The 20,929-nt window shown below is 42.7% G+C and carries 16 protein-coding genes; 7 read left to right on the forward strand and 9 right to left on the reverse strand.

What is annotated here, in order from left to right; translation table 11 throughout:
• The 5 genes from L1D21_RS07050 to aroA all read right to left on the reverse strand — a co-directional run bounded on the left by L1D21_RS07050 (window position 1) and on the right by aroA (window position 4,722).
• Window positions 1-321: a LapA family protein gene (locus tag L1D21_RS07050; RefSeq protein ID WP_239844531.1), complete on the reverse strand. Its 321-nt coding sequence runs from the start codon at window positions 319-321 to the stop codon at window positions 1-3.
• Between the two features lie 122 nt (window positions 322-443).
• Window positions 444-731 (reverse strand): integration host factor subunit beta, encoded by a 288-nt coding sequence (gene ihfB, locus L1D21_RS07055; protein WP_239844532.1) that lies wholly within the window; start codon window positions 729-731, stop codon window positions 444-446.
• A 73-nt stretch (window positions 732-804) separates the two neighbouring features.
• Complete coding sequence (rpsA, locus tag L1D21_RS07060) at window positions 805-2,472, reverse strand: 30S ribosomal protein S1 (protein WP_239844533.1); 1,668 nt, start codon at window positions 2,470-2,472, stop codon at window positions 805-807.
• 98 nt (window positions 2,473-2,570) lie between these two features.
• On the reverse strand, window positions 2,571-3,263 hold the full coding sequence (gene cmk / locus L1D21_RS07065) for a (d)CMP kinase (RefSeq protein WP_239844534.1): 693 nt from the start codon (window positions 3,261-3,263) through the stop codon (window positions 2,571-2,573).
• Between the two features lie 178 nt (window positions 3,264-3,441).
• Entirely contained in the window at window positions 3,442-4,722 is a 1,281-nt protein-coding gene (aroA, locus tag L1D21_RS07070) for a 3-phosphoshikimate 1-carboxyvinyltransferase (protein ID WP_239844535.1), read from the reverse strand.
• Between the two features lie 380 nt (window positions 4,723-5,102).
• Here aroA and L1D21_RS07075 point away from each other — a divergent pair, with 380 nt between their 5' ends.
• Window positions 5,103-6,299, forward strand: coding sequence for an amino acid aminotransferase (locus tag L1D21_RS07075; RefSeq protein WP_239844536.1), 1,197 nt, complete (start codon window positions 5,103-5,105; stop codon window positions 6,297-6,299).
• 70 nt (window positions 6,300-6,369) lie between these two features.
• Here the strand turns inward: L1D21_RS07075 and serC are convergent, their stop codons facing one another.
• Complete coding sequence (serC, locus tag L1D21_RS07080) at window positions 6,370-7,464, reverse strand: 3-phosphoserine/phosphohydroxythreonine transaminase (RefSeq protein WP_239844537.1); 1,095 nt, start codon at window positions 7,462-7,464, stop codon at window positions 6,370-6,372.
• Window positions 7,465-7,579: 115 nt separating this feature from the next.
• A complete protein-coding gene (gene gyrA / locus L1D21_RS07085) occupies window positions 7,580-10,282 on the reverse strand; it encodes a DNA gyrase subunit A (RefSeq protein ID WP_239844931.1) in 2,703 nt (900 codons plus the stop codon).
• Window positions 10,283-10,583: 301 nt separating this feature from the next.
• On the opposite strand from gyrA, the gene ubiG reads away from it, so the two are divergent.
• The 5 genes from ubiG (at window position 10,584) to yfaE (ending at window position 16,233) form a co-directional block, all read left to right on the forward strand.
• On the forward strand, window positions 10,584-11,300 hold the full coding sequence (gene ubiG / locus L1D21_RS07090) for a bifunctional 2-polyprenyl-6-hydroxyphenol methylase/3-demethylubiquinol 3-O-methyltransferase UbiG (RefSeq protein ID WP_239844538.1): 717 nt from the start codon (window positions 10,584-10,586) through the stop codon (window positions 11,298-11,300).
• The gene (locus L1D21_RS07095; RefSeq protein ID WP_239844539.1) at window positions 11,293-11,973 is read left to right on the forward strand and encodes an HAD-IA family hydrolase; all 681 of its coding nucleotides are present in this window, start codon (window positions 11,293-11,295) and stop codon (window positions 11,971-11,973) included. The genes ubiG and L1D21_RS07095 overlap by 8 nt, the downstream gene beginning before the upstream one ends.
• Before the next feature lie 417 nt (window positions 11,974-12,390).
• On the forward strand, window positions 12,391-14,679 hold the full coding sequence (nrdA, locus tag L1D21_RS07100) for a class 1a ribonucleoside-diphosphate reductase subunit alpha (RefSeq protein WP_239844540.1): 2,289 nt from the start codon (window positions 12,391-12,393) through the stop codon (window positions 14,677-14,679).
• Between the two features lie 71 nt (window positions 14,680-14,750).
• Window positions 14,751-15,881 (forward strand): class Ia ribonucleoside-diphosphate reductase subunit beta, encoded by a 1,131-nt coding sequence (gene nrdB / locus L1D21_RS07105; RefSeq protein WP_239844541.1) that lies wholly within the window; start codon window positions 14,751-14,753, stop codon window positions 15,879-15,881.
• Window positions 15,850-16,233: a class I ribonucleotide reductase maintenance protein YfaE gene (yfaE, locus tag L1D21_RS07110; protein ID WP_239844542.1), complete on the forward strand. Its 384-nt coding sequence runs from the start codon at window positions 15,850-15,852 to the stop codon at window positions 16,231-16,233. Before nrdB ends, yfaE begins: the two co-directional genes overlap by 32 nt.
• Window positions 16,234-16,287: 54 nt before the next feature.
• Here yfaE and L1D21_RS07115 read toward each other — a convergent pair whose 3' ends face one another.
• Together L1D21_RS07115 and L1D21_RS07120 are read right to left on the reverse strand one after the other, a co-directional pair.
• The gene (locus tag L1D21_RS07115; protein WP_239844543.1) at window positions 16,288-16,737 is read right to left on the reverse strand and encodes a YciI family protein; all 450 of its coding nucleotides are present in this window, start codon (window positions 16,735-16,737) and stop codon (window positions 16,288-16,290) included.
• A 118-nt stretch (window positions 16,738-16,855) separates the two neighbouring features.
• Window positions 16,856-18,871: an NADPH-dependent 2,4-dienoyl-CoA reductase gene (locus tag L1D21_RS07120; RefSeq protein ID WP_239844544.1), complete on the reverse strand. Its 2,016-nt coding sequence runs from the start codon at window positions 18,869-18,871 to the stop codon at window positions 16,856-16,858.
• 165 nt (window positions 18,872-19,036) lie between these two features.
• Between L1D21_RS07120 and sppA the strand changes: the two genes are divergently transcribed.
• Window positions 19,037-20,878, forward strand: coding sequence for a signal peptide peptidase SppA (gene sppA, locus L1D21_RS07125; protein WP_239844545.1), 1,842 nt, complete (start codon window positions 19,037-19,039; stop codon window positions 20,876-20,878).
• The last annotated feature ends 51 nt before the right edge of the window (window positions 20,879-20,929 follow it).

The raw sequence follows: 20,929 nt of genomic DNA on the forward strand, positions 1-20,929 counted from the left end.
TTAGGCGGTCAATTCCTTCGCTTTAGAATCGGTATCGCTGACTAACTTATGTATGTCAGTTTGAGGGAGTTGTGCTTGAAGTTGATCAATTTTTTTATTGGCTTGGCGTACCAGTAGTTTCATTTTCACAATATGATAAAACGCAAATAACCAACTGACGAGAAAACCTGCAAGGAATACTACACCGAGGACGACAGGAAGACGATACTCGCCTTGAGCGACAAAATAACTGACGGTTACCATCTGCTCGTTACGCGCACCAAAGAGCAAGGCCAATACAAAAAACAGTGCGACAAGTACAGTCGCGATAAATGACTTCACGTTACACTCCATAAACGCGTGGTGGTGGATTGATTATCTAAGAATTTTAACGAACTAGCTAGCCATACCTAGAATTTAGGCATAAAAAAACCTCCAAAAGGAGGCTTTTAAAACGATGTCATTTACGAGTTGACAGCATCAACGCGCTCACGCAGTTCTTTGCCAGGCTTAAAGTGCGGAACATATTTGCCTTCCAATTCAACAGAAGTACCCGTTTTTGGATTACGACCAACACGAGGCGCACGGTAATGAAGAGAAAAACTACCAAAGCCACGGATCTCAATACGATCACCGCTTTCTAATGTTGTCGCCATTTGCTCCAACATCTCTTTGATTGCACCTTCAACTTCTTTTGCCGACAGCTGCGACTGCCCTGTGGCAAGTTTTTCGATCAGTTCGGATTTAGTCATCCTTTACCCTCTATAATCAAGCCAAACACAGTCACCTAATGGGGATGTAATCCATCCCCAAATTTCAGGCGATTTACTTACGAGCTGCTTTGAACGCTTCAGCCATGGCATTGCTCATAGCAACGTCATCTTGCTTGTTCAGGTTAGCCATCGCTTCCTTCTCATCAGCTTCGTCTTTCGCTTTGATAGACAGGCTGATAGTACGGTTCTTGCGATCAACACCCATGAACTTAGATTCAACAGCGTCACCTACTGAGTATACAGTAGATGCGTCTTCGATGCGCTCACGAGAGATATCAGCAACACGTAGATAACCTTCTACAGTTTCTGCTAGCTCAATAGTCACACCTTTCGCATCAACAGCAACAACAGTACCGTTTACGATAGCACCTTTCTTCTTATCTGCAAGATAAGCATTGAATGGATCGTCTTCAGTTTGCTTAACGCCTAAGCTGATACGCTCACGCTCTGGGTCAACAGATAGTACAACTGCACTGATCTCGTCGCCTTTCTTGTACTCAGATACCGCTTCTTCGCCAGTACCGTTCCAAGAAATATCAGATAGGTGAACTAGACCATCGATGCCACCGTCAAGACCGATGAAGATACCGAAGTCAGTGATTGACTTGATCTTACCAGTAACTTTGTCACCTTTTTGGAAACGTTCTGCAAAATCATCCCATGGGTTAACTTTACACTGCTTAAGACCTAGAGAAATACGACGACGCTCTTCATCGATGTCTAACACTAGAACTTCAACTTCGTCACCTAGGTTAACAACCTTAGATGGGTGGATGTTCTTGTTAGTCCAATCCATTTCAGAAACGTGTACTAGACCTTCAACGCCTTCTTCGATTTCAACGAAGCAACCGTAGTCAGTTAGGTTAGTTACGCGACCAGTTAACTTAGTGTTTTCTGGGTAGCGCTTGCTGATTTCTAACCATGGATCTTCGCCAAGTTGCTTAAGACCTAGTGAAACACGAGTGCGCTCACGATCGTACTTAAGAACTTTAACATTGATTTCGTCACCAACGTTTACGATTTCAGATGGGTGTTTAACACGCTTCCACGCCATATCAGTGATATGTAGTAGACCGTCAACACCACCAAGGTCAACGAATGCACCGTAGTCAGTAAGGTTCTTAACGATACCTTTAACAGCTTGACCTTCTTGTAAGTTCTCAAGAAGAGCATCACGCTCTGCACTGCTTTCAGATTCGATAACAGCACGACGAGAAACAACAACGTTGTTACGCTTCTGGTCTAACTTGATAACTTTGAATTCTAATTCTTTGTTTTCTAGGTGAGCGGTATCGCGAACTGGGCGTACGTCAACTAGAGAACCAGGTAAGAATGCACGGATACCGTTTAATTCAACAGTGAAACCGCCTTTAACCTTACCATTGATGATACCGATTACAGTTTCAGCATCTTCGTACGCTTTTTCTAGAACGATCCAAGCTTCGTGACGCTTAGCTTTCTCACGAGAAAGTTGTGTTTCACCGAAACCGTCTTCAACAGAGTCTAGGGCTACGTCAACTTCATCACCAACAGCGATTTCTAAAACGCCTTGAGCGTTTTTGAATTGTTCAGCTGGGATTGGGCTTTCAGACTTAAGACCTGCGTCAACAAGTACCATACCGTTCTGGATTGATACTACAGTACCACGAACGATAGAACCTGGACGGAACTCAAGTTGTTGAAGGGATTGTTCAAATAGATCAGCAAAAGATTCAGTCATGTTAATTTACTTTAAGTAATAAACCACAGCCCATCCTAGACGTGGAGTCAGATTAATCATTTGTCGCATCCGTATGACAAATAGTAAAACGCCAGCCCTTACAGGCTAACGTCGGGTAATTTTTGTTTGATGTGAGCGAGCGCAAGCTCGACTACTTCATCAATGCCTATTGTTGTCGTATCGATAACAAGGGCATCCTCAGCAGGTACCAAAGGAGCGACTGGGCGATTCATATCGCGCTCATCACGTTCGATGACCTCGACTAAAAGACGGTCGATATTAACATCGAAGCCCTTGTCCTGCAACTGATTATAGCGTCTTTGCGCCCTTTCCTCAGCTGTTGCCGTTAAATAAAGTTTAGCGGGTGTTGATGGGAAAACCACCGTCCCCATGTCACGACCGTCAGCAATCAAACCTGGCGCTTCGGCAAACGCACGTTGACGACGCAATAATGCCTCTCTAACACTTGGAAAAGCCGCCACTTTGGAAGCTGCCGTAGAACATTCTTGACTACGGATGGCGTGGGATACGTCTTCACCTTCTAAAACAACTTTGATGCCATTAGCGTTAGTCGTAATAAATTGCACATCAAGATGCGCCGCTAACAAGGTTAATGAGGCTTCGTTGTCTAGTTCAACATTGTGGTGAATTGCTGCAAGGGCAAGTACGCGATAAATGGCGCCACTATCGAGTAATTTCCAGCCTAATCGGCTGGCAAGTATTTGACTTACTGTACCTTTACCTGCACCGCTGGGGCCGTCAATAGTGACGATATGAGCCCTTTGTGACATATATTTCTCCAAAATTAATCTAGCTTCCCGAAAGATCTTGAAAGTCATCCATTGAAAAGTGCGCGCGCATTATAAACTAAATTCACCTATAAAGCGGCAAAAACTTCGAGTTATGACTAAGTGATCGGATCAATGGATAAAGTGAGGCCTAGGTAAGGGCCTCACTTGGTAAGACAAACTACACAGCCAATGCGGTAAAGCTGTCAAAATAACCAGGGAAGGTTTTAGAGGTGCAGTCAGGATCGTTGATGGTGATACCACAATCGGCAAATGCCATCATGGAAAAACACATGGCCATTCTATGATCGTTATAAGTATCAATTGCAGCAGTATTAAGCTCCTCTGGAGGTGTGACCGTTATGTAATCATAACCTTCATCGACAATTGCGCCGACTTTGCGTAATTCAGTCGCCATCGCTGCTAAACGGTCGGTTTCTTTAATACGCCAGTTATAAATATTGCGAATTGTCGTGGTACCTTTTGCAAACAGTGCTGCCGTTGCAATCGTCATCGCCGCATCAGGAATATGGTTCAGATCTAAATCAATGGCACTCAGCTCACCTGCACGAGCGATAATGTAATCATCGCCCCATTCTATTTCGGCGCCCATTTTCTCAAGCACGTCGGCAAATTTAACATCGCCTTGAATGCTTTTTAGTCCGACACCGGTCACTTTGACTTCACCACCTTGAATCGCGCCAGCGGCTAAGAAATAAGATGCAGATGAGGCATCACCTTCTACTAAAAAAGTGCCCGGTGACACATAACTTTGACCTGCAACGACCTCAAAACGTTGGTAATTATGATTTACAACATTAACCCCGAATTGTTCCATCATCGCAATCGTAATATCAATATAGGGTTTAGAAACCAACTCACCCTTAATTTGGATATTAACGCTGCTCTTAGCCAAGGGAGCAACCATTAATAATGCAGTTAAAAATTGACTCGATAGATCGCCAGCAATCTCAACGTCGCCGCCATTTAATCCCGTTGCATTGATGGTCAAGGGTGGATAACCCTCGTTTTTCAGATATTGAATATCCGCGCCAAGAGTACGCAATGCATCGACCAAGTCACCAATTGGACGCTCTTCCATTCTAGGTTCACCGGTTAAGGTAAATTCACCACAACCTAAGGTTAATGCTGCGCATAGTGGTCGCATCGCAGTACCAGCATTACCTAAGAAAAGAGCCTGAGCCTGCTCGCTATTTATAACGCCTGCTAAACCATCGAGTGTACATTCTGTTTTATCGGCAGATAATTGATAGTTAACACCAAGCTGCTCAAGAGATTTGAGCATATAGCGTATATCATCTGAGTCGAGCAGATTGGTCAGTTTTGTTGTGCCCTTGGCTAAGGTGGCTAACAAGAGTGCGCGGTTAGATATACTTTTAGAGCCAGGAATATTGATGGTACCTTGGACTTTACTGATGGGTTCTAGTCGTAACTGCTTCATTAATCACTTCTTTTATCATTGCATAGTAAAAATCTTACTATGGGGTTACTGTTAATATTAATTACCATCACGACAAAATGGCGATCTGTTCAAATAGACATTGAACCTCGTGGTTATAAAATTACTGATTGAGACAGAGTATTCAACACTTTTTTGAAAATTTTAGGCTAAAAATGTCATTTTTTTTCGAATTCAAAGTAAAAGTGGTTTTGGGTGGTAAATAAATTAAAAAACTTCCATTGGCAGTAAAATGTTCCAGTTTTATTGTTAATAAAAATGACGGTTTCATCTGTTATTCCGCAATCAATTTCGTTTATTCTAAGTTAAATACCCGCATTGGCCGTTAAGGCTTAAAAACAGATAACAAGGTTGTTTATAAAATGTTTGAGAAACTCAGCCCCATGCCTGCAGATCCTATCTTAGGCTTAATGGCAAAATACCGCCAAGATCAACATCCGAATAAAATCGATTTAGGCGTAGGTGTATTCAAAGATGAAGCGGGCCATACGCCTATTTTAGCCTGTGTCAAACAGGCAGAGCAGCATCGTATTGATACAGAGGAAACCAAAGTTTACATCGGTCCAACAGGTTCGCCAGAGTTTAATAAACTGATTGCAGACTTGGCTTTTGGTAATGATAACCCTGCTATCACTGCCAACCGTGTACGTACCGTTTCTACACCTGGTGGAACAGGTTCTCTACGCGTTGCTGCTGATTTTATCAAACGAATCAATCCCAATAGTGTTATTTGGGTAAGCGATCCTACTTGGGCAAATCACATTGGCTTATTCGAAGCTGCTGGTATCACAGTAAAGACTTATCCCTATTATGATCATCAAAATAAAGCACTAAAGTTTGATGAGATGTTAGCTACACTGAGTCAAATTTGTCGTGATGATGTGGTCTTATTACATGCTTGCTGCCATAACCCAAGCGGTATGGATCTGACCACCGAACAGTGGGATAGAGTGATTGATATTACTAAGCAGCAAGGCTTTACACCGTTGATCGATATGGCTTATCAGGGGTTTGGTGATGGTGTAGATGTTGATGCCTATGGCGTTCGTCAAATGGCTGCTAACGTCGACGACATGATTTTATGTAGCTCTTGCTCGAAAAACTTTGGTCTATATCGTGAACGTATCGGCGCTTGCTCTATTGTCGCTAAAGACAGTAATGCGGCTGACATTACCTACTCAGTGATACTTTATGTAGTACGTTGCCTCTACTCTATGCCGCCAGCTCACGGTGCGGCAATTGTTGAAACCATTTTGGGTTCAAGCGAACTAAAACAGCAATGGTTGGATGAACTTAAAGTGATGCGTGATCGTATCAATGGTAACCGAGCTATGCTGGTTAATAAATTGATAGAAAAAGGGGTTACACGTGACTTTAGCTTTATCGCAGAACAAAAAGGCATGTTCTCTTTCCTCGGTATTACACCCGAACAAGTCGCTAAGTTACAACAAGATCACAGTATCTATATGGTGGATTCAAGCCGGATCAGCATTGCAGGTATTGGTAAAACAAATGTTGATTACCTTGCCGAATCGATTGCTAAGGTTTTATCGGTTTAGCAAAGAAAGCTAAACAAAAAAGGCGCTGAGTATTAAAGCTCGGCGCCTTTTTATTGCTTGCTCTAAATCATTAAGATTGATGCTTATCTGCAAACTTTTTCATAAACTCAACCAGCGCGGCGACACCCTCTAATGACATTGCGTTATAGATACTGGCGCGCATACCACCAACACTACGATGGCCTTTCAACGCAACTAATCCTGCGGCCTTTGATTCAGCTAAAAAGGCCTCATTTAACGATTCATCTTTTAGATAGAAGGTTACATTCATTTGTGAACGATTCTCAACGGCGACTCGGTTCTCATAAAAGTCACCACTGTCGATAAACGAGTACAACAGCTCAGCCTTCTGAGTGTTGGTTTTAGCCATGGCTGCAATTCCACCGTTGTCTTTAAGCCACTTAAAGACTTCAGCCGCCAAATACCAAGCAAAAGTCGGGGGCGTGTTAAACATAGAGTCATGTTTAACCGCAAGACGGTAATCCATGATCGATGCCTGTGGTAACTGTGGCAATTTAAGTAGTTCATCTTTGACGATGACAATGCTTAATCCAGAAGGACCAATGTTCTTTTGCGCACCAGCGTAAATCAATCCGTAACGGCTTACATCGATTTCACGAGACATAATATTTGATGACATATCGGCGATAATTGGCCAAGGTGAATCAATTTCATCAAATATTTCGATACCATCAACTGTTTCATTTGGACAATAGTGTAGATAACGGTAATCCTGTTTAACCTCGTGCAGGTTAGGTATACTTACCTTACTGATTTCATTTGATTTATCAACAATGTTGAGCGTATCAACTTTATCTTCGCCAGCTAATTTAATCGCTTCGTCCACGGCAGAAGAAGACCAGCTGCCATCGACTAAATATAGCGCACGACCATTCTCACCTAAAAAATTATTCACAACAGCGGCAAACTGACCACGTCCACCACCGTGCATAAATAGCACGTGATAATCATCAGGTATCGACATCAGCTCCCGCAGATCTGCTTCAGATTGGTCAGCCAATGCGATGAACTCTTTACTGCGATGACTTAGCTCCATAACAGAGACACCTTGGTCATTCCAGTCGAGTAATTCTGCTTTTGCCTTTTGCATAACAGCTGGCGGTAACATTGCAGGACCTGCACAGAAATTATATGTCGCGCTCACTTATTATTTCTCCTTCAACAATATCTTTCGCTCATCAGCTCGATATCATGAACTTAGTTTAGGTTGCTGAAACAAAACGAGCGTCCAATAGGACGCCCGTTAATTGATGCTATGACTACTCGGTTGGTTCAGTCTCTGACGCTTCGCCAGTGTCTGCTTCGGTATCAACTTCAGCCGTATTTGTTGTCTCGACGATGATAGGATTCCCCTCTTCATCTAACTCGACTTCATCTTGGATTTCTTCGATACGTTGCAAACCAACAACTTTTTCATCTTCTGCGGTGCGAATAATGGTTACACCTTGTGTGTTACGACCAATGCTCGACACACCAGTAGCAGGGGTACGTACCAAGGTCCCCTTATCGCTGATCAGCATGATCTCATCATTTTCACCAACCTGAACAGCACCAACAACGGCACCGTTTCGTTCGCTGACTTTGATTGAAACCACGCCTTTAGTACCACGGCTCTTCGCAGGGTACTCAGACAGTGCGGTACGCTTACCGTAACCATTTTCGGTTACCGTGAGGATTGCACCATCACCTTTAGGTACGATAAGCGATACAACACTTTGACCTTCTTCTAACTTAATACCTCTAACGCCGGTTGCAGTACGTCCCATGGCTCGTAATGCAATCACCTCTTCACCAGTCTCAGAGTCAATCTTAACTTCACCAGTTTCAGAGTCACGCGCTTTCTCATTGAAGCGTACCACTTTGCCTTCATTGGAGAACAGCATGATATCGTCACTACCTTCGGTAATGTCGACACCAATAAGTTGGTCACCATCTTTGAGGTTAACGGCAATAATACCGTTAGCACGAGGATTACTGTATGCCGTTAGTGCCGTTTTCTTTACCGTACCGTGGGAGGTTGCCATGATAATATACTTATCTTCAGCATATTCACGAACAGGTAAAATAGCGGTAATACGTTCACCTTCGGCCAAAGGTAATAAGTTAATGATGGGACGACCACGCGCTGTACGGCTTGCTAATGGTAACTGATACACTTTTAACCAATACATTTTACCGAAATCAGAGAAGCACAAAATAGTATCGTGAGTGTTGGCAACCAGCAGCTTTTCGACGAAATCTTCATCTTTTACTTTAGTTGCCGCTTTACCTTTACCGCCACGTCGTTGAGCTTGGTAATCAGATAGCGGTTGATACTTGGCATAACCTAAATGAGATAGGGTTACCACGACATCTTCTTCGTTGATCAAGTCTTCAAGACTCATATCAATTTCATTGGCATTGATGACAGTGCGACGAGCATCACCATATTGCTCTAAGATCTCTTCAAGCTCTTCTTTGATGACTTCCATCAAACGTTCTGGACTACGAAGAATTAGCAGTAGGCCTGCAATCAGGACCAATAGCTCTTCATATTCAGATAGAATCTTTTCGTGTTCAAGACCAGTTAAACGGTGTAGACGCAACTCAAGAATTGCCTGAGCTTGTTGCTCTGTTAGGAAATATTGGCCGTCACGGATGCCAAATTCAGGCTCTAACCACTCTGGACGAGCAGCATCATCACCTGCTTTTTCGAGCATGCCTTGAACATTGCCTAAATCCCAACCGCGGGCTACTAACTCAACCTTAGCTTCTGCTGGGGTCGGTGAAGCCTTGATTAACGCGATAATAGGATCAATATTGGCAAGTGCAATTGCTAATGCTTCAAGAATATGCGCGCGTTCACGGGCCTTACGAAGTTCAAATACCGTACGACGGGTAACGACTTCACGGCGATGTAGAATAAAGCATTCCAACATCTCTTTTAGGTTAAACAGTTTAGGCTGACCATTAGTCAATGCCACCATGTTTATACCGAAAGAACACTGCATCTGAGTCTGTGCGTAAAGGTTGTTTAATACAACCTCCCCCACTTCACCGCGCTTGATTTCAATAACAATACGCATACCATCTTTATCAGATTCGTCGCGTAAACCACTGATGCCTTCAATTTTTTTATCTTTTACTAGCTCGGCGATCTTTTCAATCAAACGCGCTTTGTTAACTTGATATGGAATTTCATGAACGATAATACGTTCACGGCCGCTCTCTTCGGTTTCCACTTCCGCTTTAGCGCGCATTACCGCACGACCACGGCCAGTCATATAAGCATCGATAATGCCCTTACGGCCATTGATGGTCGCTGCCGTTGGGAAATCTGGACCTGGAATATATTCCATTAACTGCTCAATTGAGAGGCTAGGCTCTTCAATCAATGCCAAGCAACCTTTAACGACTTCACTGAGGTTATGTGGTGGAATATTGGTAGCCATACCCACAGCAATACCCGATGAACCATTGATCAGCAGGTTAGGAACACGTGTTGGTAATACGGCAGGAATAAATTCAGTACCATCATAGTTAGGTACGAAGTCGACGGTTTCTTTATCTAAGTCAGCTAATAATGAATGGGCTAACTTCTCCATGCGGATTTCGGTGTAACGCATCGCCGCTGCAGAGTCGCCATCGACAGAACCGAAGTTACCTTGTCCATCGACTAGGGTATAACGTAGTGAGAATGGCTGCGCCATACGAACAATAGTATCGTAAACGGCAGTGTCACCATGAGGGTGGTATTTACCAATCACGTCGCCGACAACACGTGCCGATTTTTTATAAGGCTTATTCCAATCGTTCTTAAGTTCGTTCATGGCAAACAGAACGCGACGGTGAACGGGTTTAAGTCCATCTCTTACATCTGGAAGAGCTCGTCCTACGATCACGCTCATGGCGTAATCTAAATATGAATTCTTTAATTCGTCTTCAATATTAATTGGTGTTATTGATGAAGCCAGATCAGTCATAAACTGCTCGATCCCTTGAAATTTAGCTGACAAAATACTGCTTAATAAACAGGCAGTACAACATCAAGCCTGAAAACGTGATTTTGCATTCTAACACAGAAAATTTTTGTCGCTAGACCCTATTGAGCTTTACCTAAAAATAGTTGTTTCGGGTATCAAACATTGACTCATATCAAGCATGTAAGCGTATATTTTAAGATGTGTTGATTATCTAACCAATCCACGGCTAAATATCCTTTGTTTATCTATTGCTATCGGTATAATGACCGCAAAACAAGGTCTCATATAGAGGTGAATAACCGTGTCTAAGCAGTTAAATGTCGATCCACAAGAAATCGCTAAATTTGAAAAGATGGCTGAAACTTGGTGGGATCCCGAAGGTGAATTTAAACCCTTACATAAGCTCAATCCACTGAGGCTAAACTTTATTGATCAAACCGTAGGTGGATTATTTGGCAAACGGGTTTTAGATGTCGGTTGCGGCGGCGGTATTCTTTCTGAAAGTATGGCGCGTATCGGTGCTAACGTCGATGGTTTGGATATGGGTGGTGAACCTCTAGAAGTCGCTAAGTTACATGCATTAGAAATGGGTGTTGAGCTCAACTATATCCAAAGCACCGCTGAAGAGCACAGTGAGAAACACACAGGTCATTACGATGTAGTCACGTGCATGGAGATGCTCGAGCATGTCCCCGACCCAGCTTCGGTAATAAAAGCCTGCAGCGATATGGTAAAGCCTGGCGGTCATGTTTTTTTCTCGACCATTAACCGTAATATCCGTGCTTATATAGAAACCATTCTCGGTGCAGAATATCTATTGAAGATGCTGCCTGTTGGTACACATGATCACAGTAAGTATCTAAGACCTGCTGAGTTGATTACAATGGCCGATCACGCAGAGTTAAATTGCATCGATGCAACTGGGATCACTTACAATCCATTGACGGGAATTTTCCGCTATACCTCGAGTCTTGATGTTAACTATATGATTGCCACAGTTAAGCAAGACGATGTCTAAGCAAATCGGTAATTCAAGAATTAATGGGGTGCTATTTGATCTTGATGGCACCCTGGTCGATACAGCTCCAGATCTCGTCTGTGCGCTCAATCTAGCGCTTAAGCAATACGGTTACCCCACAAAATCTCTCGATGAAGTTAGAGATGCAGCTTCTAATGGTAGCCTCGCCTTAGTTAATGCTGCTCAGCCTCATTTAAATAATGATGAAAAGCGCTTACTTCAACAAGCACTGCTACATCATTATCAAACCGTTAATGGTGAGCAGGCTGTTTTTTTTGATGGTATAGAACCCCTCTTGGACTACTTAAAAGGTCAGCAGATCCCTTGCGGAATAGTGACAAATAAAGCGGCCTGTTTTGCCAGACCATTGTTGCAAAGACTTAATCTGATTCATCAAATGCCCGCGATTGTGAGTGGTGATTCAACCAAATACAGCAAACCTCACCCTGCACCTATGTTATTAGCTGCGCAGCAAATTCAACGCCAACCAGAGTCAATCATTTACCTTGGTGATGCCAAGCGCGACCTTGAAGCGGCGAGAAACAGTAACATGTTAGGTGCAATAGCAATGTGGGGCTATATTGGGAAAAATGACGATCCTAACTTTTGGCCACAAGATTTTATGCTGCAACACCCGCTTGAACTTATTAGCCTGCTCAAAAACGATATATGAGTAACAAGTCAGCTTCATAGACAACTACCAATATTTCCGATCATTTTCGATCACCAAGGATCGATTAGAAAACTATCGATCTATCCGTCTATTTTTAGCTGTGTACTTGTTAATCAAATGTTGTTAATTCAATGGAAAACAAGGTTTAAGGGTTAGCCATTACTAACCCTATTGTTTACCCCCAAGATATCCACAACTTGTCCTCTGAATTCTTGCTTGCAATATATCTACAACCTCACTATCTTGTATCTTATAAATTATTAAACACCATATATTGTGTATAAACGGTAATCAAAGCCACTAGAGAAACGGCTGCAAATAAGCAATTTTTTAGGGCTTTGGTTGTTTTTACAAGGAAACGTGAGATGAATCTTCTGCTCATCTCGATAGCAATATTTAACTCAAGGCTTATCTTCAATGAATAGCAATTTGCAAGTCACTAAGCGCAGCGGCGAACGTGAAATCATCGATCTTGATAAGATCCACCGAGTGATCACTTGGGCGGCAAAAGGACTTAATAACGTCTCGGTATCTGAGGTTGAATTACGTTCTCATCTTCAGTTTTATGATGGTATTCCCACTGAAACGATTCATGAAACCATTATTAAGGCTGCAGCAGATCTGATCTCTCCTGAGTCTCCAGATTACCAGTTTTTATCCGCTCGCTTAGCGATATTCCATTTGCGTAAGAAAGCTTTCGGCCAATTTGAACCACCAAGTCTGTTTGATCATGTCAGCAAGTTAGTTGAGATGGGCAAATATGATCGCCATATTCTAGAAGACTATAGCCGCGAAGAGTTGGATATCCTAGATAGTTATATCGACCATTGGCGCGATATGAACTTCTCTTATGCTGCTGTTAAACAGTTGGAAGGTAAATATTTAGTTCAAAACCGTGTTAGCCATGAAATTTATGAAAGTGCTCAGTTCCTATATATCTTAGTGGCGGCTTGTCTGTTTGCTAAATATCCAAGAGAAACCCGTCTGCAATACGTTAAAGATTTCTATGATGCCACTTCGACATTTAAGATCTCATTACCGACTCCTATTATGGCCGGTGTTCGCACGCCAACACGTCAATTTAGTTCTTGTGTACTAATTGAATGCGGTGACAGCCTAGACTCTATCAACGCTACAGCTTCTTCTATTGTTAAGTATGTTTCACAACGTGCGGGTATTGGCGTCAATGCAGGCCGTATCCGTGCCCTAGGTAGCCCAATTCGTGGCGGTGAAGCTTTCCATACGGGTTGCTTACCTTTCTATAAGTATTTCCAGACGGCAGTTAAGTCTTGTTCACAAGGTGGTGTTCGTGGTGGCGCAGCTACCCTATTCTACCCAATGTGGCATTTAGAAGTTGAATCACTGTTAGTACTTAAAAATAACCGTGGTGTCGATGACAACCGTATCCGACATTTGGATTACGGTGTTCAGATAAACAAGTTGATGTACCAGCGTCTTATTCAAGGCGGCATGATCAGCTTATTCAGTCCTTCTGATGTACCGGGTATGTATGATGCTTTCTTTGAAGATCAGGATGAGTTTGAACGTCTTTATCTTAAGTATGAAGCAGACGAAAGTATTCGTAAGAAGCAGATTAAAGCTGTCGACTTATTTGCGTTAATGATGCAAGAACGTGCTTCTACAGGACGTATCTATATTCAAAACGTCGATCACTGTAATACCCATAGCCCATTTGACTCAAAAGTAGCACCCGTTCGTCAATCTAACTTATGTTTAGAGATCGCACTGCCAACTAAGCCATTAAACAATGTCGATGATCCAGACGGTGAAATTGCACTTTGTACTTTATCAGCACTTAACTTAGGCGCGATTAAAAACTTAGCTGAACTTGAGCCTCTAGCAGATCTTGCCGTGCGTGCCCTTGATAATCTACTCGATTACCAAGATTATCCCATCACTGCAGCCCATAAAGCGTCGATGAACCGTCGTACTCTGGGTATAGGTGTGATTAACTTTGCTAATTATTTAGCCAAAGAAGGCGTACGTTATTCAGATGGTTCTGCTAATGCCATTACCCATAAAACATTCGAAGCGATTCAATACTATTTATTGAAAGCTTCTGTAAACTTGGCTAAAGAGCAAGGTGCTTGCCCATTATTCCATGAGACCACTTACGCTCAAGGTATCTTACCTATTGATACCTATAAGCGTGATCTGGATAAAATCTGTGATGAGCCATTACATCTCGATTGGGAATTCCTACGTCAAGAGATCAAGACTCATGGCTTACGTAACTCGACCTTATCGGCATTAATGCCATCTGAGACTTCGTCGCAAATTTCTAATGCGACTAACGGTATTGAACCCCCACGAGGCTTGATTAGCGTTAAAGCCAGTAAAGATGGTCAGCTAAAGCAAGTGGTGCCAGATTTCGAAAAGTACCAATATAGCTATGAGCTGTTATGGCAGATGCCAGGTAACGAAGGTTACTTACAACTTGTTGGTTTAATGCAGAAGTTCGTCGACCAATCAATTTCGGCTAACACTAACTACGATCCTACGCGCTTCCCAGGTTCAAAAGTACCAATGCAAGTGTTGCTTAAAGATCTGTTAACCGCTTACAAATATGGTGTGAAGACACTTTACTATCACAATACTCGAGACGGCGCCTCGGATAGTCACGACGATATCACTGCCATTGAGAAAGAAGATGACAGTTGCGCAGGCGGCGCATGTAAGATTTAACATCTTCGATGTTGAACCAGTATTCACGTTAATTTAAGGGGGCTTGTCCCCCATTATCGGAAGATAGAAAAATGGCCTACTCTACATTTTGTCAAACACCTAACGATGCATCACTCGAGCCCATGTTTCTTGGCCAATCGGTCAACGTTGCACGTTATGATATTCAAAAGTATGAAGTCTTTGAAAAGCTCATCGAAAAGCAACTATCATTTTTCTGGCGTCCTGAAGAAGTTGATGTCAGTAAAGATAAGATTGACTATGCTGCATTACCTGAGCATGAAAAACATATTTTTATTTCCAATCTAAAATACCAAACCTTGCTGGACTCTATTCAAGGTCGCTCACCAAACGTGGCTTTCTTGCCTTTAGTGTCCTTGCCTGAGCTTGAAACTTGGATTGAAACTTGGTCATTCTCTGAGACCATTCACTCACGCTCTTACACTCATATTATTCGCAATATCGTGAATAACCCGTCGGTGGTGTTTGACGATATCGTTGAAAATAAAGAGATCTTAAAACGTGCCAGTGATATTGCTGAATATTACGACCACTTAATTACTCTGAGTCAGGCATTTCACCTGTTCGGTGAAGGCACACATGAAATTGATGGCAAGATGATTAACGTCACTCAACGTGAAATCAAAAAGGCCCTCTATCTCTGTATGGTTTCGGTAAACGTGTTAGAAGCAATTCGTTTCTATGTCAGTTTTGCCTGTTCGTTTGCCTTCGCAGAACGACGTGTCATGGAAGGTAACGCTAAAATCATTCGTCTTATCGCACGTGATGAAGCACTGCACTTAAACGGCACTCAGCACATTCTCAAGTTGATGCAAGCGGGTAAAGACGACCCAGAAATGGGTGAAATAGCTCAAGAGTGTAAGCAGATAGCAACCGATATATTTATTAAAGCCGCAGAGCAAGAGAAAGAATGGGCAAAATATCTGTTTAAAGATGGTTCTATGATTGGTCTTAACGAACAGATCTTATGCCAATATGTTGAGTACATTACTAACGAACGCATGAAGTCAGTAAACCTAACCAGCCCTTATGCCGAACAAAGCAATCCGCTTCCTTGGATGAAAAACTGGTTGGAAAGTGATTCAGTTCAAGTAGCACCACAAGAAGTAGAAGTCTCTTCTTACCTTGTCGGCCAAATCGATTCTTCTATCGATGAAAGTGAGTTCGCAGACTTTGACCTGTAAAGCGCCCTTTAACAAGGCGCCTATCGTCAGCCTTGAAGGACAACCGGTGCTCCTGTATACCACGGAGCATCAGAGTCTTTTACAAGCTTTAGAGCAGAAACAAGTTAAGATATTTTCTGAGTGTCGAAACGGATTCTGTGGCGCCTGTAAAACCAAGATCAACCGAGGCAGTGTGACTTATCACACTGAACCTCTGGTTGAACTTGAGCAAGATGAATGCCTTCCCTGCTGCTGTCATCCACAAAGTGATATTGATTTGGATCTCTCGCCTAAAGGCGCTGATATCATTGAATCTAAACATTCCATTCAATACCGTGAAAAGTTACAGCAATATCAGGTTGAAGAAGTTTAAATAGCAATAATTTAATCTTCTCTCGTAAAGCAGACACTTCTAATAATACAAATCTTAAATGCCTTTACTGGCAATACTTTGATGAATTTGATTAACCTGCATCAAAGCCGCGCTGCCATACCAAGGGTGTAATTCCATCACAAGTCGTCCCGCTTTTATGGCAGGATCAGACTCTGTAAGCATTTTTGCTTCTTCAATGGTGGTGACATTAAAAATATAGATACCACGCAGTAAACCATCGTCGAGAAAAGGTCCGGCTAATACCAACTTTCCCTCTTGAGCTAAACGGCCAATATTATCAAGGTGGGCCTTTTGAAGCGCTTTAGCCTCATCTTCTCCTTGATCGCGATGTGGGCCACTTTTTAAAAAAGCCATCACATAAGCTTTCATACCATATTCATCGGCGCCAAGCTTGTTGGCTAATTCTACATCGTAAGTTTCGCTATAAGCCGAATGGCAGACCAAAGCTAATGTGGCAATGACAGCACTAATTGTTATTTTCATATCGACTCCAATTAAGTTTATTAATCATCTACAGCATAGTCATAAACAAAGCGTTACCAATAAAAAAGCTAACTGGGCAACAGTTAGCTTTTAATAAATAAGCACGCTTGTATCGATATTACAATGAGATAGCTAATTCTGCACCTTGTCGTATGGCACGTTTCGCATCAAGTTCTGCGGCAACATCAACACCACCAATTAGGTGTACAGGTAACCCTGTTGATTTCATTTCGTCGACCAGGCTGCGATTAGATTCTTGTCCGGCGCACAGCACCACATTATCAACTGCCAAAATTTGTGGTTCACCATTAACCAATATATGCAGACCTTGATGATCAAACTTCTCGTAGCTCACACCGGTGAGCATATTTACATTATGTTGTTTCAAGACACTTCGATGGATCCAGCCAGTGGTTTTTCCTAAACCTTTGCCCATCTTGCTCGTTTTTCTTTGCAATAGATAGAGCTGACGCTCAGCTTGTTGATGATCTGCCTGAATAAGGCCCCCGCGATCACTATAGTTTTTGTCGATCCCCCACTGTTTGAGCCATTTATCTGGCTGCAGAGTGCTTGACTCACTTTCACCTAAGTAATGCGCCATGTCGAAACCGATCCCGCCGGCACCGATGAGTGCAACACGATGACCGACTTCAACTTCGCCGGTTAACACCTGCTGATATGTCACCACTTTAGGATCATTAAAACCGGGCAAGTCCAATTTACGCGGCACGACACCAGCAGCAATAACCACTTCATCAAAAGCTTCATCATTAACCACAGAAGCATCGAGACGTGTATTGAGTCGAAGTTCTACCTGGTTTAATTTCATCTGCTCGGTAAAGTAACGGATGGTCTCATTGAACTCTTCTTTACCCGGAATTTTACGCGCTAGATTAAATTGACCACCTACTTCTGATTTAGCTTCAAACACCACCACTTTATGACCTCGAGTAGCTGCATAAATAGAGAATGCCATTCCTGCAGGGCCTGCGCCCATCACCGCAATGCGTTTAGGTTTTGTGGTCGGCGTAAAATTAAGCTCAGTTTCATAACAGGCTCTGGGATTAACCAAACAGGTAGACCGTTTCATCGCAAAGGTATGGTCCAAACACGCCTGATTACAACCAATACAGGTATTGATCAAATGACTTTGATCCATTGCTGCTTTATTCACAAATTCAGCATCGGCCAGAAAAGGCCTGGCCATCGACACCATATCAGCCTGTTTTGATGCAATGATATTTTCAGCAATCTCAGGGGTATTAATACGGTTAGTTGCGATCAGCGGGATATTCACTTCCTGCTTAAGCCGCTCAGTAACCCAAGAAAAAGCGGCGCGAGGTACACTGGTAGCGATAGTTGGAATACGGGCTTCATGCCAACCAATTCCCGTATTGATAATGCTAACACCGGCTTGTTCCAGTTGCTTTGCCAGCGCCACCACTTCATCCCATGTTGAACCTTTATCCACCAGATCCAACATTGAAAGTCGGAAGATAATAATAAAGTCACTGCCAACTTTATTACGAATGGCTTTGATTATTTCTACAGGAAATTTAGCACGGTTTTCAAATGAACCACCCCATTCATCAGTACGTTGATTGGTTCTAGAACAGATGAACTGGTTAATCAGGTAACCTTCAGAACCCATAACTTCAATACCGTCATAGCCAGCCTTTTTAGCCAAAGCCGCACTATTAGCATAATCCTTGATGGTACTTCTTACTTGTCTTGACGACATCGGTGAGGGAGTAAAAGGGGTAATAGGCGATTTAATCTTACTTGGTGCCTGTGAAAATGGATGATATCCATAACGACCCGCGTGCAAGATTTGCATACAGATTTTACCGCCAGCCTGATGTACGGCATTAGTTACTGACTTATGTTTCGCTACTTGCCAAGGAAAACTCAATTGACATGCATTAGGCGTTAATCGTCCGCGTAAGTTAGGTGAAATTCCACCAGTAACGATCAGGCCAACACCGCCAAGAGCACGCTCTTTATAAAATGCTGCCAGTTTCTCAAAGCCGCCCTTTTCCTCTTCAAGCCCAGTATGCATTGAGCCCATCAACACTCTATTTTTTAGTTGAGTGAAGCCTAGATCTAAGGGTTCTAATAGATGGGGAAACGACATTCAAACATCCTTTTTAAACAAGTGATTTAAACTAGCATACCTTTAAGTTTATTTAAGCTCAATACTCAATGCTAACTACTGAAAAAGATTCATTTACAATTGTGTTTCACCCCTGTGGTAATTTTCAGTTAGCATAGGGATATCTAGGTCATATAGGAGTGGATGATGTCCGCTAAACCATCAATATTTAAAAGGATCTTATCCATCTTATGGAATCTACTTAACGGCACTCGTAAAGTTATTCTTAATCTTATCTTCTTTGGTATCCTCGCCCTTATAGTGGTGGCATTAGTTAGCGAAGAAGCTCCTGTCATTGAACAAGGTTCAGCATTAGTGCTTGATCTTTCTGGTTCAATCGTGGAGCAGAAACGTCCTGTCGATCCTATTGCCACGGCTATGAACCAAGGCAAAAATAGTAATGGCGAACGGGAAATATTATTGTCAGAACTCATTAAAACGATTGATAATGCGACAACAGATAAGCGGATCTCGGCTATTGTACTCGAGTTAGGACAACTCGGTGGTACCGGGATCAGCAAGCTGCAAAGTATTGGTGAAGCATTAACACGTTTTAAAGCATCAGAAAAGCCGATTATTGCTCATGGCAACTGGTATCAACAAAACCAATACTTTTTAGCGAGCTTTGCCGATAAGATTTACTTAAACCCTCAGGGCCGTATCGATATAGAAGGCTTAAGCCGTTATCGCCAATACTACAAATCTGCACTAGACAAACTTAAAGTGAAGGCCCATGTATTCCGTGTCGGTACTTTTAAATCGGCTGTAGAACCTTATCTACGCGATAATATGTCTGAAGCGGCTAAAGAAGCCAATAGCCAATTGCTTGCTGATATTTGGTCAAGTTACCAGCAAACCGTCAGTAATAACCGTGGTATCAATAATGATGCATTAAGCTTATCTGCCGATAACTATATTAGTGAGTTAGATAAAGCCGATGGCAGCTTCTCTCAAATGGCGATCAACTTGGGCTTAGTTGACGAATTAGCCTCAGCAGAGCAATTCCGTGTAGCCATGATTGAACGCATAGGAAAGGCAAAAGATGGCAATCAATTTAAACAGGTTGATTACTTCGATTATCAAACTGCCATTCAACAGCTACCTTCTCTTGAAATTAAAGATGCCGTGGGCATTATCGTTGCCAAGGGCACCATACGTAATGGCCAACAAGCCCCTGGTGATATTGGTGGAGACAGTACATCAGCCCTATTACGACAAGCACGTTTTGACGATAAGGTTAAGGCGGTAGTGCTTAGAGTCGACAGCCCAGGTGGCAGTGCCTTTGCTTCTGAGCAGATCCGTCAAGAGCTACTAGCCCTTAAAGTCGCTGGTAAACCTGTGGTTGCCAGTATGGGTAGCTATGCAGCTTCGGGTGGATACTGGATTTCAGCCAGTGCCGATTACATCTTTGCTACGCCAACCACTCTTACAGGTTCCATTGGTATCTTCGGTATGGTCACCACCTTTGAAGATTCTTTAGCCGCTATCGGTGTGAATACCGACGGAGTATCTACCTCAAATTGGAATGCTTTTTCGCTTACTCAAGGGATTTCTCCTGAGATGACAGAAATCTTCCAGCGTCATATTGAACGTGGCTACCATGACTTTATTTCTTTGGTCGCAACCGAGCGTGATATGACGCTAGAACAGGTAGATAACATAGCTCAAGGCCGAGTCTGGTCTGGTAAAAAAGCCATTAAACTGGGCTTAGTCGATGAACTTGGAGATATTGACCAAGCTATTACTAAGGCTGCTGAGATGGCCAAATTGGATAAATTCGACACCAAAGTGATAGAGCAAGAGTTGTCACCACAAGAGAAATTTGTGCAACAGCTGTTTGCTTCTGCCAGCGCATATCTACCTTTGCCAAGCAGTTCCAATAGCTTATTTAACAGACTCAGCGCTCAATGGAGTCAATTTGAGCAAGAGTACAGTGCATTTGATGATCCTAATGGCATCTATCTCTACTGTGATACTTGTAACTTCTAGTTAAGTGATTACTCTTCAATAAAAGCCCGTAGATACGGGCTTTTTTATTGG

The sequence above is a fragment of the Shewanella sp. Isolate11 genome (genome assembly GCF_022398315.1).
Lineage (GTDB): Bacteria > Pseudomonadota > Gammaproteobacteria > Enterobacterales > Shewanellaceae > Shewanella.